The sequence below is a fragment of the Sphingobium sp. SYK-6 genome (assembly GCF_000283515.1).
In the GTDB taxonomy this organism is placed as follows: domain Bacteria; phylum Pseudomonadota; class Alphaproteobacteria; order Sphingomonadales; family Sphingomonadaceae; genus Sphingobium; species Sphingobium lignivorans.
The window spans coordinates 487012-500002 of the sequence record NC_015976.1 but is presented as its reverse complement, the minus strand read 5'-3'; the positions used below and the strand labels follow the sequence as shown (position 1 = coordinate 500002).

At 64.9% G+C, this 12991-nt stretch carries 17 protein-coding genes; 10 read left to right on the top strand and 7 right to left on the bottom strand.

Translation table 11 applies throughout. The annotated features are described in order from the left end of the window. The first annotated feature begins 382 nt into the window (after positions 1-382). The gene (locus tag SLG_RS02325) at positions 383-2308 is read left to right on the top strand and encodes a ribonucleoside-diphosphate reductase subunit alpha (RefSeq protein ID WP_051003677.1); all 1926 of its coding nucleotides are present in this window, start codon (positions 383-385) and stop codon (positions 2306-2308) included. A 323-nt stretch (positions 2309-2631) separates the two neighbouring features. Here SLG_RS02325 and SLG_RS02320 read toward each other — a convergent pair whose 3' ends face one another. Further along, entirely contained in the window at positions 2632-2934 is a 303-nt protein-coding gene (locus SLG_RS02320) for a DUF2171 domain-containing protein (RefSeq protein ID WP_014074801.1), read from the bottom strand. 184 nt (positions 2935-3118) lie between these two features. Between SLG_RS02320 and SLG_RS02315 the strand changes: the two genes are divergently transcribed. The 4 genes from SLG_RS02315 (at position 3119) to SLG_RS02305 (ending at position 5498) form a co-directional block, all read left to right on the top strand. Next, the gene (locus tag SLG_RS02315; RefSeq protein ID WP_014074800.1) at positions 3119-3430 is read left to right on the top strand and encodes a hypothetical protein; all 312 of its coding nucleotides are present in this window, start codon (positions 3119-3121) and stop codon (positions 3428-3430) included. A 40-nt stretch (positions 3431-3470) separates the two neighbouring features. Next, positions 3471-3890: a PepSY domain-containing protein gene (locus SLG_RS02310; RefSeq protein ID WP_014074799.1), complete on the top strand. Its 420-nt coding sequence runs from the start codon at positions 3471-3473 to the stop codon at positions 3888-3890. 14 nt (positions 3891-3904) lie between these two features. Then, positions 3905-4072 (top strand): hypothetical protein, encoded by a 168-nt coding sequence (locus SLG_RS21590; RefSeq protein ID WP_014074798.1) that lies wholly within the window; start codon positions 3905-3907, stop codon positions 4070-4072. 370 nt (positions 4073-4442) lie between these two features. Beyond that, positions 4443-5498 carry a ribonucleotide-diphosphate reductase subunit beta gene (locus SLG_RS02305; protein ID WP_041391682.1) on the top strand — a complete coding sequence of 352 codons (1056 nt, stop codon included), beginning with the start codon at positions 4443-4445 and terminating at the stop codon, positions 5496-5498. Positions 5499-5540: 42 nt separating this feature from the next. On the opposite strand, the gene SLG_RS02300 is transcribed toward SLG_RS02305, so the two are convergent. Beyond that, entirely contained in the window at positions 5541-6695 is a 1155-nt protein-coding gene (locus SLG_RS02300; RefSeq protein ID WP_231848731.1) for an HNH endonuclease, read from the bottom strand. A 346-nt stretch (positions 6696-7041) separates the two neighbouring features. On the opposite strand from SLG_RS02300, the gene SLG_RS02295 reads away from it, so the two are divergent. Both SLG_RS02295 and SLG_RS02290 read left to right on the top strand, forming a co-directional pair. Continuing rightward, positions 7042-7596 (top strand): glycine zipper 2TM domain-containing protein, encoded by a 555-nt coding sequence (locus SLG_RS02295; RefSeq protein WP_041391681.1) that lies wholly within the window; start codon positions 7042-7044, stop codon positions 7594-7596. A 184-nt stretch (positions 7597-7780) separates the two neighbouring features. Then, complete coding sequence (locus tag SLG_RS02290) at positions 7781-8272, top strand: nuclear transport factor 2 family protein (protein ID WP_014074794.1); 492 nt, start codon at positions 7781-7783, stop codon at positions 8270-8272. 28 nt (positions 8273-8300) lie between these two features. Here the strand turns inward: SLG_RS02290 and SLG_RS02285 are convergent, their stop codons facing one another. Beyond that, positions 8301-8432: an entericidin A/B family lipoprotein gene (locus tag SLG_RS02285; RefSeq protein WP_014074793.1), complete on the bottom strand. Its 132-nt coding sequence runs from the start codon at positions 8430-8432 to the stop codon at positions 8301-8303. 73 nt (positions 8433-8505) lie between these two features. Then, entirely contained in the window at positions 8506-9075 is a 570-nt protein-coding gene (locus SLG_RS02280; protein ID WP_014074792.1) for an NAD(P)H-dependent oxidoreductase, read from the bottom strand. A 207-nt stretch (positions 9076-9282) separates the two neighbouring features. Here SLG_RS02280 and SLG_RS21890 point away from each other — a divergent pair, with 207 nt between their 5' ends. Then, the gene (locus SLG_RS21890) at positions 9283-9441 is read left to right on the top strand and encodes a hypothetical protein (protein WP_014074791.1); all 159 of its coding nucleotides are present in this window, start codon (positions 9283-9285) and stop codon (positions 9439-9441) included. A 259-nt stretch (positions 9442-9700) separates the two neighbouring features. Beyond that, positions 9701-10372, top strand: a complete 672-nt coding sequence (locus tag SLG_RS20185; RefSeq protein WP_148276463.1) for a hypothetical protein — start codon at positions 9701-9703, stop codon at positions 10370-10372. An 84-nt stretch (positions 10373-10456) separates the two neighbouring features. Here the strand turns inward: SLG_RS20185 and SLG_RS02270 are convergent, their stop codons facing one another. Together SLG_RS02270 and SLG_RS02265 are read right to left on the bottom strand one after the other, a co-directional pair. Further along, a complete protein-coding gene (locus SLG_RS02270) occupies positions 10457-10762 on the bottom strand; it encodes a hypothetical protein (protein WP_014074789.1) in 306 nt (101 codons plus the stop codon). Positions 10763-10786: 24 nt separating this feature from the next. Further along, positions 10787-10930 (bottom strand): entericidin A/B family lipoprotein, encoded by a 144-nt coding sequence (locus SLG_RS02265; protein WP_014074788.1) that lies wholly within the window; start codon positions 10928-10930, stop codon positions 10787-10789. A 146-nt stretch (positions 10931-11076) separates the two neighbouring features. On the opposite strand from SLG_RS02265, the gene gmk reads away from it, so the two are divergent. Beyond that, entirely contained in the window at positions 11077-11757 is a 681-nt protein-coding gene (gene gmk / locus SLG_RS02260; protein WP_014074787.1) for a guanylate kinase, read from the top strand. A gap of 79 nt (positions 11758-11836) precedes the next feature. Here the strand turns inward: gmk and SLG_RS02255 are convergent, their stop codons facing one another. Then, a complete protein-coding gene (locus SLG_RS02255) occupies positions 11837-12886 on the bottom strand; it encodes an ABC transporter substrate-binding protein (protein ID WP_041391680.1) in 1050 nt (349 codons plus the stop codon). Positions 12887-12991 lie beyond the last annotated feature (105 nt).

The window sequence follows — 12991 nt, the reverse complement described above, 5'->3', positions numbered from 1 at the left end:
ACGCGGACGGGCGGATCGGAAGGAACGCGGTGCGGCGGGCCCCTTCCCGCTGTCCACAGGATTATTTTTTCGGCAGCGCTTTCTCCCTTGCATTTCCGGCAGGCGAGGACTGGCCGCGCGTCGCGCCCTGCCGGCCCGCCCCGCCGTCCATGAGACGAGTCATTTCATCGACGAAATGAATCATGACCAGAACGTTTACGCCTTGCATCGCCGTGCCGCTGTGGCACAATCGATGGTGGTCAGGAACAGGGGTTCACGCAACAGATTGTGGCTGCAGGCAGGCTGAAGTCAGCACTGCAGCGCGTTTTCCCGCCGCCGCGCGCATGAGCGCCGCGGCCCCTTGATCGAAGCGAATGTAGAGAAAATATTGGGGGTCTTGAGCATGGAGTTTCGCGATTTGCAGGCAGAAGGTTCAGCAGCGGAATTGGTTGTCGCCGAGCCGGCGACCGAAGGCGCGCGTCCCGAGCCCAAGGCGCGGGAGACGCGCAAGGCCGCGGCCTCGAACAGCGTCGATGCGCGCCGCTTCGACATCGCCACGGACGCCAGCCGCGACGCGCTGCTGACCGAATTCGGCAAGGAGACGCTGCGGGACCGCTATCTGCTGCCCGGCGAATCCTACCAGGACCTGTTTGCCCGCGTGGCCGCCGCTTATGCGGACGATCAGCCGCATGCCCAGCGGCTTTATGATTATATCTCGCGCCTGTGGTTCATGCCCGCGACGCCGGTGCTCTCCAATGGCGGCACCGGGCGCGGCCTGCCGATCAGCTGCTATCTGAACTCGGTGGACGACAGCCTGGAAGGCATCGTCAACACCTGGAACGAGAATGTCTGGCTCGCCTCGCGCGGCGGCGGCATCGGCACTTATTGGGGCAGCGTGCGCGGCATCGGCGAGCCGGTCGGCCTCAACGGCAAGACCAGCGGCATCATCCCCTTCGTGCGGGTGATGGATTCGCTCACGCTCGCCATCTCGCAGGGCTCGCTGCGGCGCGGCTCGGCGGCCTGCTATCTCGACATTTCCCACCCGGAAATCGAGGAGTTCCTCGAGATCCGCAAGCCCTCGGGCGACTTCAACCGCAAGGCGCTGAACCTCCACCATGGCGTGCTCGTCACCGACGAGTTCATGGAAGCGGTGCGGGACGGCAGCGAGTTCGCGCTCAGGTCCCCCAAGGACGGCAGCGTGCGCGGCAAGGTCGATGCCCGCTCGCTCTTCCAGAAGCTGGTCGAGACGCGGCTTGCGACCGGCGAGCCCTATATCGTGTTCTCGGACACGGTGAACCGCACGATGCCCAAGCATCACCGCGACCTGGGGCTCAAGGTCTCGACGTCCAACCTCTGCTCGGAAATCACGCTGCCGACCGGCAAGGACCAGTTCGGCAACGATCGCACCGCCGTGTGCTGCCTCTCCTCGCTCAACCTGGAAACCTGGGACGAGTGGCAGGGGGACAAGAGCTTCATCGAGGATGTGATGCGCTTCCTCGACAATGTGCTGCAGGACTATATCGACCGCGCGCCGGACGAGATGGCGCGGGCCAAATATTCCGCCAGCCGCGAGCGCTCGGTGGGTCTGGGCGTCATGGGCTTCCACAGCTTCCTGCAGGCGCGCGGCATCCCCTTCGAAAGCGCGATGGCCAAGAGCTGGAACCTGCGCATCTTCAAGCACATCAATGCCAAGGCCAACGAGGCATCGATGCTGCTCGCCCATGAGCGCGGCCCCTGCCCGGACGCCGCCGACCAGGGCGTGATGGAGCGCTTCTCCTGCAAGATGGCGATCGCGCCGACTGCCTCGATCAGCATCATCTGCGGCGGCACGTCGGCCTGCATCGAGCCGATCCCGGCGAACATCTATACGCACAAGACGCTGTCCGGCAGCTTCATCGTCAAGAACCCGTATCTGGAGAAGATCCTCCAGGCCAAGAGCAAGGATTCGACCAATGTGTGGAATTCGATCCTGGAGAAGGGCGGCTCGGTCCAGCATCTGGACTTCCTGACGCAGGACGAGAAGGACGCCTACAAGACCAGCTTCGAGATCGACCAGCGCTGGCTGCTCGAACTGGCCGCCGACCGCGCCCCGTTCATCGATCAGGCCCAGTCGCTCAATCTCTTCATCCCCGCCGACGTGGAGAAATGGGATCTGCTCATGCTCCATTACCGGGCCTGGGAGCTGGGCGTGAAGTCGCTTTATTATCTGCGCTCCAAGTCGATCCAGCGCGCGGGCTTCGCGGGCGGGGTCGAGGCGGACAACACCGCCGAGCTCAAGAAGATCGAGCTGCCGAACACCGATTATGACGAGTGCCTCGCCTGCCAGTAAGGCAGAGGGCGAGCGGACGCAGACAGCCCGCAAGAGCCTGAAAAGAAAAGTCCGGCCTTCCGGGGGGATGGAAGGCCGGACCATTTCAACCGGAAGGCGGCGTGTGGGAGTCCGTCGCCTTGCAGTTTCTCTCCTCCCTTGTGGGAGATGAACCCGGTAAACAGGAGATAGGATCGATGCGGCCGGGCGCAAGGGCTGCACCGGCCGTCCCTTCGGACAGCGTCGCCGGACCTCCGGCAGACCGGGCGTAGCTATGTCAGCCATGGCAATGGGAAGGGGCAGCGGGCAGGCGAGCCCGCATGGCCTCTTTCAGGCGCAGCGCTTCACGCGGCGGAGCCTTCCTGTCCCCGGTGAAGGGCGTTCAGGGCGGCGGGGTTGAGATCAATGCCGCTCCCGTCCTCGTCCCCCTCGCCCCCGAGATCCTGCGACACCGGCCCGGCGAGATGCACGCCATCCGCATCGACGCGCGCAATGCCGTTCACCCGGATCGGCAGGCTGGGCGAGACCCCGGCGTCGTGAAAGGCCATGCGCATGATCCCGCCTTCCACGGAGAGGACCGTGCCCACGCGCTGCCCGTTCGCATCGATGACGTCCGAGCCGGGCTCGATCCGCAGTCCCTCATGCATGATGATTGTCTCCCACTGACGTGGGGACAACCCCCGGGCCCGGCCCGCGGTTCCCGGAAAGGCGCGCAGCACGCCGCGACTCTCCAACGCCCCGTCGGGCCTTGCCCGCGCGTTGCCTCGCGCGCCGCAATGCGGGGAAACCCTGAGTTGCCAGCCATCAGGACCTTCGCTACCCTTCGCCCTCGTGATCGCATGGCCCCGCCTCGCTCTTGCCGCTTCCGCGCTGCTGGCGCTGGCCGCCTGCGCACGCCAGAGCGCGCAGGCCGTCTCCACCGCGCCGGATACGCCCGGTTTCCTGCTCGGGCTGTGGCACGGCTTCATCTTTCCGGTCGCCTGGCTGCTCTCGCTGATCTTCCCGGACGTCGCCATCTATGCCGTGCCGAACACGGGCGGCTGGTACGACTTCGGCTATTTCCTCGGCATCGTCGTGTTCGGCGTGGGCGCGCGGAAATCGAAGACCGTCACTGTCTATGTCGATCGCTGGCGATCGCGCTGAATTTCCGCTGCCACGTTCCCGTCCTCGCAAGGAGCACAATATGCGCAAGTGGCATCGCTGGATCACGGTTTTCATTGGCATCTTCATGCTGTTCATTGCCCTCACCGGGCTGGGCAGCCATTTCGCGGCGATGTATGCGCGCGGCAGCTTCTTCGAACAGGCGCAGAGCGAAGGACCGCCCCGCGGCGCGCCCGCGAGCGCCGCTCCGGCCGCCGGCGCAGCGCCCGCGACGGCTCTCGCGACCACACCGGCCACGCCACCCGCACCAAGCGCCGCGCGCCAGCTCGTCGGCCTGTTCCATCATCTCCACTCGGGCGAATTTTTCGGCCCTGTGGGCGTGATTATCTCGCTTCTCGCCGGCTTCGCCCTGCTGTTCTTCGCGGGGTCGGGCATGTGGATGTATCTCCAGATGTATCGCCAGCGGCGCGCGCGCCACCGGAAGGAACTGTTCTGGAAATAACGCCGCCTCTCGTCATGGCCGGCGTGGCGGCCGTCTCCGCGCTCGCGGGCGGCATCCTGCTCGCCCGCCCCGCGCGCAGCATGCAGGCCGTCTATCTCAAGCGCATCGCCGGGACGATGGCGCTCTCCTTCGCGCTCATCCTCGCCATCTTCGCCTGGGGGCTGGAGCGCATCCAGGGCTGACGCGCGGACCGCGCGCGCCTGCGGGAAAGTCAAGCCCGCGGGCAAGAAATTTTGCTGTGGGCAACCCCCATCTCGACGCTAGACATTGTGGTGAATCGGCGTAGCATACCCCTTGATCTGGTGTTGCAACGTCCAGCGGGGAGTCCATCGTCAATGCCGTCCTTGTCCTGTCCGGGCAGCGATATGCGCCGCCGGTCGCGCGGGCGGCAACGCATGCAGGCGCGCGCTTTTCACGGCCGCGCAGGGCTCGTCCGCTCTTCCCCCGGGCACCAGATCCGCCCATATTCCATCCGTGCCGCCGGCCCGGGCCTCGCCGCCCCCGCCCGGCCCTCGTCCATCCACGCTTCTTCTGCCGTTCCGGAGTAATCCCATGTCTCTTCTTCAAGCCTCCAAGGTCTACAAGCCCTTCGAATATCCCTGGGCCTATGACTTCTGGAAGCGCCAGCAGCAGGTGCACTGGATGCCCGAGGAAGTGCCCCTGGGCGAGGACTGCCGGGACTGGGCGCAGAAGCTCTCCGACCATGAGCGCAACCTGCTCACGCAGATCTTCCGCTTCTTCACTCAGGCGGACGTGGAAGTGCAGGATTGCTACCACGACAAATATGGCCGCGTGTTCAAGCCGACCGAGATCAAGATGATGCTGACCGCGTTCAGCAACATGGAGACGATCCACATCGCGGCCTATTCGCACCTGCTCGACACCATCGGCATGCCCGAGAGCGAATATTCGATGTTCCTCGAATATGACGAGATGCGCGCCAAGCATGACTATATGCAGCAGTTCGGCGTGGACAGCGACGAGGACATCGCCCGCACCCTCGCCATGTTCGGCGGCTTCACCGAGGGCATGCAGCTCTTCGCAAGCTTCGCCATGCTGATGAACTTCCCGCGCTTCAACAAGATGAAGGGCATGGGGCAGATCGTCACCTGGTCCGTGCGCGACGAGACCCTGCACTGCGAAGGCATCGTGCGCCTGTTCCACGAATTCGTGAAGGAGCGCGACTGCCTCACCCGGGCGGTGAAGGAAGACATCATCGACTGCTGCCAGAAGACCGTGCGGCTGGAAGACGCCTTCATCGACCTCGCCTTCGAGCAGGGGCCGGTGCCGGGCATGACCGCCAACGAGATCAAGCGCTACATCCGCTACATCGCGGACTGGCGCCTGGGCCAGCTCGGCTTCAAGCCGGTCTACATGATCGAGGAGCACCCGCTCCCCTGGCTCACTCCGCTGCTCAACGGCGTGGAGCACGCCAACTTCTTCGAGACCCGCGCCACCGAATATTCCAAGGGCGCCACGCGCGGCAACTGGAACGAAGTGTGGGACAGCTTCGACAGCCGCAAGAAAATGCGCGCGAACGACAGCGCAGGCGACGAAACCGAAGGCGGCGAGGACATGTTCTCCCGGGCCGGGGTGGCGGCGGAGTAGGGCTACAGAGAAGCAATCCCTCTGCCCTCGAAAGTTTGAACCTTAAGGGCTGAAGCACTCGCGCCGGTGCCAATCAAGGTAACGCGCATGGGGACGGTGCGCCAAAGAGATCGGAAATCGAGCTTTCTGGTCATCATGGATGAGCCTGCGGACGCCTTCAATGTCGTTGATTTTGCGAGAGAGTAAAATCTCGCCATCATCGCTCAACGAGATCAGTCCTCTGTCAAACATCCAGTGAACGGTGCCGGAAAGAGCGATTCCGTTGTTAACCAGATCAGGCCCACCGGCCGCGACGCTCATAATATGCGCGGCCTGTGCCTCAGCACGACCACCGCCGTTGATCAACTTCATCCCAGTCAGTGCACAACGGCAATCGTAGACATCAAGCACTCGCTTGCGAAACTGCCGATCTCTGACAGTGCGATTGACAAGCATTGTGGCCCGGTCGATTTGGCCGTGCCAGGGTAGAGCCTCTTCCCGAACGGTGTTGAGGACCTCAGCATTCTCGCTTCTCGGCAAAAGCTCGTCTTCATCGACAAGGCCCAAGCCAACGATACGATTGAAATCCTCGTCCGAAATCGGCCTTATGGATTGAATGGCTCGTCCGTTGTTCAGCCGACCATCGGGATTTAGGAGCCCTCGCTCGACCGCCGCGCCCTCCACCTGAAAAGGTACGTCACGACCGAATTCCAAATATGAACCGGGCGCTATGAGGGCCAAGTACATTTTCTCTTTAGCCGGGTCAGGAACAATTTTTTCGAACCTGGCAACAGCATAATAGCCCCGCCGTCCGGCACGCCGGGGCTCTTGATAGATAATCCAGTTGCCTTCGAGCTTGGAGGCATTGGCAAGCCATTTTACCGGGAAGCGATAAAAACGATCAGGTTCATCCTGATAAATGGAATGTGACCCGATAACGAAGACGCCTTTATGTAACCCTTTGCGATCCGGGTTAGGCGCAGCACCCATCCAACGATAGATTCCATGATCGAGAAATTCGAGTAATCCCCTATCGCGAAGTTGCTGCAATTCCCGGCTGAGAGTCTGGTGAGGTGTCGCTCCAGCAGAGCCGGTTTCCGATACAATATTGTCTAACTGAGAATCTATAAGCGCTTGACGCGTGAAGGTTCGCAAACCCGTGGCGGCGACGTGTCGTCTCACAGCATCGGTCACCGCATCGGACCAACTTTTCGTCACGTTTACTTGCCCCCTTTGCCACAGCGTGCGATCCTACTCAGGTGCAAACTGGTCGCAAGCCCGTCACATATATCTGCCTGAACTGCCAGGGCACGGCCGTTGCGCTGGATGCATGGGCCGAGTGGAATGAAGCGCAGCAAGAATGGGTGCTGGGAACGGCCTACGACGATGCTTTCTACCGTGACTGCCAAAGCCGAACACAGATAGCAGAAATGCCATTGGCACCGAAATACCCCCTTTCTCCCACATGAACCGCCCGTCGCTGCCGGTTCAGGCGAATCGCGTTAGGTTCCGACCTGTTCTCCCCGCTGCCGGGAGAGACAGAACAGATGTCGGAGTGAGACAGATGTACAAGGCACTGAAGAAGAGCGTCGCGGCCCTCGTGCTGGGCGCGGTGACCATCGGCGGACTGGCCGCCACCCCGGCTTATGCCGATCGCGGGCGGGACAATGACCGCAACTGGAAGCGCGATCGCGACGATCGCCGGCATCATGACCGCCGGAATGACCGCCACTGGAAGCATGACCGTCGCGGGCCGGACCGGGTCGTGGTGATCGATCGCCGCCCTGTCGTCCGCCCGGCGCCGCGCGTCGTCTATGCTTATGACTGGAACCGGCCCGACCCGCGCTATCGCGGCTATTATGCGGACCGTTATTATCGCGGCGGCTATGCCCCGATCCGCGTGACGCGCCAGACCCGCGTCTATCGCGGCTATGACAATCGCTATTACTGCCGCCGCTCGGACGGCACCACCGGCCTCATCATCGGCGCGGCGGTCGGCGGACTGCTGGGCGACCAGATCGACCAGGGCCGCTCGTCCATCCTGGGCGCCGTGCTGGGCGCGGGCGCCGGGGCGATGATCGGCCGCGAGATCGACCGCGGCGACGTGGTCTGCCGCTGAGCAAGCGACCCGGCGGCCGCGGGCGACCTCGATCGCCCGCCGGACACCCGCCGGCATGAGATGGAAACGGCGCGGGCCCCCTTGCCCCGCGCCGTTTTCGCATGCTTCGACGGGCGGCATCAGCGCCGCTTGCGCGTCGACCTTCCCAAGCGTATTATTCGCATAATACACATTGGAGGCCGCCATGCTTTCCCTGCTGCTTGCCATGGCCCTTGCGCAGGGCAGTGCCTCGCCCATCCCGACAGACGCCGCCACGTTACGCGCGGAGATCCAGGCGGCGGATACGGCCTTCTTCACCCTGTTCTTCGAGCGATGCGATCCGGCCGCGCTGAGCGAGATGGTCGCGCCCGACTTCGAGATGTATCATGACCGCGAGGGCGTCGTGGCGCGGGACGGCAAGAGCTTCGTCGCGCGCTATGCGCAGGGATGCGCCGCGCGGTCCCGCCCGGATGCCTGGCGCAGCCGCCGCGCACTGGTGGAGGACAGCCTGAACGTCGAGCCCGTCCCCGGCTTCGGCGCGATCGAGGAAGGCGAGCATCTCTTCTACGAACACAAGGGAGACGGGCCGGAGCGGCTGGTCGGCCGCGCGCGCTTCGTCCAGCTCTGGCAGAAGGACGGGCAGGGCCCGTGGCGGCTCGCGCGCGTCCTCAGCCTCAGCCATCGCGCCGTGGACTGAAGGGCGGCCGCTCCACCCTTGGCAGTCTCTAGCGGTTGATCGCGTCCGAGCCGGCCTGCCCGACCGATTCGATGTCCCGCCCAAGGCCCTTGACCGTGGCGCAGCCGGAAAGCACGAGCGCCGCGCCGAGCAGCGCGGCCAGCAGAAGCGAGCCCTTCATAACCGATCCTTTTCTCATTCCGCGCCGATCTTCCACAAAGCGGCGGGCCATGCAATCCGGTGCAGCGCCCGGCTCAGCGGCGCGCCATCTTCGCCACGGCCGCCAGCGCCCGCTCCCGCGCCGTCGCATCCAGGAACTTGACGCGGCCGATGCGCTTCGTTCGCGTCGTCCGCATGCCGCAGAAGCCGAGAATGGCGTGGCGCAGGCCGGTAAAATCACAGTCGCGATAGCGCCAGCGTGCATAGAGGGCCGGGCAATCGCAGGTGGAAATGATATGCGCCGTGCGGCCCGCCAGATGCCGGTCCCACCATGGATCGGCGTCATGATAGCGGAATGCGAAGCCGGGCATCAACACCCGGTCGATCCAGCCCTTGAGCAGTGCCGGCATGCCACCCCACCACATGGGATAGACGAGCACGAACCGCTCGCACCACATCAGCGCCTGCTGCGCGGCCGCGACATCGGGCTCGATCGGCGGCGGATCGCGATGGCCCCGGCGCAATATCGGATCGAAGGCGAGCGCGCCGACATCCTGCCGGCGGACCTCATGCCCCGCCTCGCGCGCGGCCGCCTCATAGGCGTCGGCGATCCGGCCGTTGAAACTCGCAGCGTCCGGATGGCCCAGCAGGATGAAGATGCGCATGGCGGCTTGCCCTCCTCGCCCGCACCTTGCCGATGGGGCCGCCGCCGGCCTTGACGGGCATCAAGGGTGCGCAAGGGAACCGGCGCTGTGCGCATGCGTATTGCCGGGAGAGCCCGTGCGACCACGGGCGCTGGCAGCGCGCCGGAGAGACATCCCGCACATGCGCCAGCGGACCGGCGGATCGCCCTTTTCTGCAGGAGGATATTCATGACACCGGTAACCATCGACGATCGCAAGAAGGAGCTGCGCAGCCTGCTCGAGCAGATCCAGGCCAATCCCTCGCGCGACTGGACGCGCGAGCGCGAGCGCGTGGTGGTGCTGCAGCACATGATCGCTGCCGACGAGCGGGCCCGAGCGACCGCCTGATCCCCCTGCCCCGACGGGCGCCATGCCGCCGGGCGATGCTGTCGCCCGGTGCGCAGCGCCCCTGCGCAGTCTCCCGGCTCGCGGCACGCGCGTGCCCGCTGCTCCACAGATCTCCGGCAAAACGATGAGCCGAGTCGCGCGGACTCTTGCCATGCGACTCGGATGAGAAGATATGGGGATCAGGACGGGGGAATGGATCAACGGGTGCGCGTCAAGTCAAGGCGCCGCCCCATTGGGGAGAATGGAAATGGCCGTGCGCATGACCAGAGCGTCCGCCCTGGTGGCGCTTGCCCTGCCGCTTGCCGCGCTGGTGGGCTGCGGGCCGCCCAAGGCGACCGAAACGCCGATCGCGAACATTCCGGCGCCGCTGCCGGAGAATATCCCGCTCATCGAGCCGCCGCCACCCCCGCCCCCGGTGCTCATCAACCAGAGCCGCAACGAAGACCTGTGGCATCTGCGCTCCGGCCTCAACGTCGCGGTCCTGCTGTGCCAGGGCCCGGACAACGAGGCGATGGTCGCGAGCTACAACCGCCTGCTCAACACGCACAAGGGCCTGCTCGCGGAAGCGGCGCGGGCCACGGTGGAGCATTTCCGCGCCACCGGCGGAAAGAAATGGCAGGAAGTCTATGACGACAAGATGACCAAGGTCTACAATGGTTATTCCGGCACATTGACGCGCGAAGCCTTCTGCGGCCGCTCCAAGGAGCTGCTCACGCAGGCCGAGAGCGCCACGGCCCTGCATCTCTCGGAACATGCGACCACGATGCTCTGGGAGCTGAACAAGGCGGCCGGGATTCCCGATCCCGACGGGAAGCTCGCCCGTGCGGCAGCGGCAGCAGCGAGCGGCGGCGCGGCCAGCCTTCCGGCCGGCACGCCGATCTCGGCACGCAGCGCAGGCCCGAACGCCACGTCCGGCACCGGCATCCAGTGATCGATCAGTGATCGACCACGCCTGAGACAAGCCCCGGCTGGTTCTGCGACCGGCCGGGGACTCTCGCTCGACGGGGTGACAGGATCAGGCGCCCGTGTCCGGCACCGATCCGTCCTCGTCGTCCATATTCTCCTCGCCTTCGAACGCATCCATGTCGATGCGTCCGCTGCGCTCCATGTCGGTCATGTGGTCCACCACATCCTGAACATCGTCGGGTATGACCTGAGCGACATTCGGGCGGCCGCCATGCTCTGTTTCCTCGCCGCCACGCCAGGGATTCTCGAGCGCGTCGCTGGCGACGTCCTGCGCCTGCGTGTCGCTTTCGTCCTGCTCGGCATTCTCCCTTTCGGGATCATTGTTCACAGGTCTGCCGCCCTCGGGCTGGATCATGCTGTCCTCCTCTTTCGCCGCCTCTTACTGGTCGATTGCTTCGGAGCCGGCTTCACCCACCGATTCGATGTCGCGGCCCACGCCTTTCACTGTCGCGCAAGCGTTGAGCATCAGGGTCGCGCCGAGCAAGAAGCCTATGATGGCATTGCGAGTCATCTTGTCCTCCATCTTTCATCACATGGAAGAACGATCGGCCGACGGAACGGTTGCCGGGGCCGATCAGGGCTCTGCCGCGACTCGTCATCCCGGCGCTTTTGTCGTCCTCGCCATGCTACCCTGATTGACGCGGCCCGCAAGTCGCGGCAGGAGCGGGCATGGCCGACATGACCGAAAACGCCAGCGCCGACGCGCTTGCCCAGCCCGCCTCCTTCAAGCGCCGGGGTCTGCTCTTCGTGCTGTCTTCCCCCTCGGGAGCCGGCAAGTCCACCATCTCGCGCAAGCTGCTGGCCGACGATGCGGGCCTCACCATGTCCGTCTCCGCCACCACGCGGCCGATGCGGCCGGGCGAGGAGGACGGGCGCGACTATCATTTCGTCGACCTGGAGAAGTTCCGCGAAATGGTGTCCGACAACGCCTTCCTCGAATGGGCGCATGTCTTCGACCATCGCTACGGAACCCCGCGCGCACCGGTGGAAGGCCTGCTGGAGCGTGGCCACGACATCCTGTTCGACATCGACTGGCAGGGCGCGCAGCAGCTCTACCAGCTGGCGGGCGGGGACGTGGTCCGCGTGTTCATCCTGCCGCCCTCCATGGCCGAGCTGGAGAAGCGCCTGCGCGGCCGCCGGACGGACAGCGACGACGTGATCGATCGCCGCATGGCCCGCGCCCACAGCGAGATCGCGCATTGGGACGGCTATGATTATGTGCTCGTCAATGACGATGCGGACGCCTGCTTCGCCAAAGTCCGCACCATCCTGCACGCCGAGCGCCTCAAGCGCTCGCGGCAGACCGGGCTGATCGGCTTCATCCGCAAGCTGGATACCGAAGAAGGCTGAACCCGCCGGAGGGCGTGGCACGCGGCCGGCGGACAAGTCCGCCGGCCGCGTGCCTGCGCCGCCCTTGCTCCCGGCGCGCCTATTTCCGCCGGGGCAGCGGCTTCATGGCCATCGCTTCCTCGAGCACGCTGGTGTCGATGAGTGTGGCGAGTTGCGCGCGCGTGCGCGGCGTGCGCTTGTCCTGCCTGGCGAGCCAGGCCTCCTCTTCCTCCATCACGTCGAGAAGATCGCCGGTCCAGTCGGCGATGAAGGCGTGGTGCGACCAGCTCTGCTTGACCAGATCGAGCGGATATTTGCTGTGCTCCGACACCAGTTCCTGCGCGCGGGCGGGCTTTTCGCGAACCTCTGCCGCGGCATCGATGATCGCTCGCACGAAGGTCACGATCTTGCGGCGCTTCTCGGGATCGGCGAGGTTGGGCGCGATGGTGTTGAGATTGAACAGCTCGCGATAGACGCCCTTGCCGCTGAACTCGATGACATCCGAGCCGATCGCCTGCGCAGCCCGCTCGACCTCGGGCTCCCAGATGGCGACCGCATCGACCGTCCCGTCCGCAAGCGCCTTGGGCATGTCGGGCAGGCGCATGCCGACCATGGTCACGTCATCGCTGGTGAGGCCCACCGTCTTCAGCATCTTCTGGGTGAAGTAGCCGGAGGAGGTGACGGAAATGGTGGCGATCTTCTTGCCCTTGAGGTCGGCCAGCTTGTTGATCCCGGACGAGCGCTTCGCCACGATGCGATAAAGCCCCTCGGTCACCGTCATGATGATCCGCATGTCCGGATTGCGCAGCGAATAGCGCAGGGCCTGCGTCTCGGCGTTCGTCGCCACGTCGGCAACGCCTTCGCTGCCATAGCCGGGGACGGAGGCTTCGCCGACCAGATTGGTGACGCTGCCCATCTTCACGGTCGCGACGCCGGGATAATAGGATTCGGCGGCGACGAAGACAGGCGCGATCTCGAAGGTGGTGGTGTTGCCATAGACCGCGATCGGCCCGGGACCGGCATCGGCGCGGCTCTGCGCATGCGCGCAGCCGCTGGTGAGCATGGCGAGAACGGCGCCGGCCATCGCCAGGCGGGACCGCATCCTGCCCCGCTGCCTGTCACCCACGCGTGCATTGCTTGCCTCTGCCATCCTGTCCTCCTTGGTCTTGATTGCCACTTCGCCGTCTAGCGGACGCGCAACAGCCCGACCATGCGCAGAACGGCAGTGATCGTTTACCATTCGTGACGATTGTCG

Coding starts and splice junctions, on each gene's coding strand:
- SLG_RS20185 (WP_148276463.1), top strand. CDS start 9,701: ATGACCAGAGCGTCCGCCCTGGTGGCGCTTGCCCTGCCGCTTGCCGCG.
- SLG_RS02285 (WP_014074793.1), bottom strand. CDS start 8,432: ATGAAGGGCTCGCTTCTGCTGGCCGCGCTGCTCGGCGCGGCGCTCGTG.
- SLG_RS02265 (WP_014074788.1), bottom strand. CDS start 10,930: ATGGAGGACAAGATGACTCGCAATGCCATCATAGGCTTCTTGCTCGGC.
- SLG_RS02310 (WP_014074799.1), top strand. CDS start 3,471: ATGCGCAAGTGGCATCGCTGGATCACGGTTTTCATTGGCATCTTCATG.
- SLG_RS02295 (WP_041391681.1), top strand. CDS start 7,042: ATGTACAAGGCACTGAAGAAGAGCGTCGCGGCCCTCGTGCTGGGCGCG.
- SLG_RS02325 (WP_051003677.1), top strand. CDS start 383: ATGGAGTTTCGCGATTTGCAGGCAGAAGGTTCAGCAGCGGAATTGGTT.
- SLG_RS02305 (WP_041391682.1), top strand. CDS start 4,443: ATGTCTCTTCTTCAAGCCTCCAAGGTCTACAAGCCCTTCGAATATCCC.
- SLG_RS02270 (WP_014074789.1), bottom strand. CDS start 10,762: ATGATCCAGCCCGAGGGCGGCAGACCTGTGAACAATGATCCCGAAAGG.
- SLG_RS02280 (WP_014074792.1), bottom strand. CDS start 9,075: ATGCGCATCTTCATCCTGCTGGGCCATCCGGACGCTGCGAGTTTCAAC.
- SLG_RS02290 (WP_014074794.1), top strand. CDS start 7,781: ATGCTTTCCCTGCTGCTTGCCATGGCCCTTGCGCAGGGCAGTGCCTCG.
- SLG_RS21590 (WP_014074798.1), top strand. CDS start 3,905: ATGGCCGGCGTGGCGGCCGTCTCCGCGCTCGCGGGCGGCATCCTGCTC.
- SLG_RS02320 (WP_014074801.1), bottom strand. CDS start 2,934: ATGCATGAGGGACTGCGGATCGAGCCCGGCTCGGACGTCATCGATGCG.
- SLG_RS21890 (WP_014074791.1), top strand. CDS start 9,283: ATGACACCGGTAACCATCGACGATCGCAAGAAGGAGCTGCGCAGCCTG.
- gmk (WP_014074787.1), top strand. CDS start 11,077: ATGGCCGACATGACCGAAAACGCCAGCGCCGACGCGCTTGCCCAGCCC.
- SLG_RS02255 (WP_041391680.1), bottom strand. CDS start 12,886: ATGGCAGAGGCAAGCAATGCACGCGTGGGTGACAGGCAGCGGGGCAGG.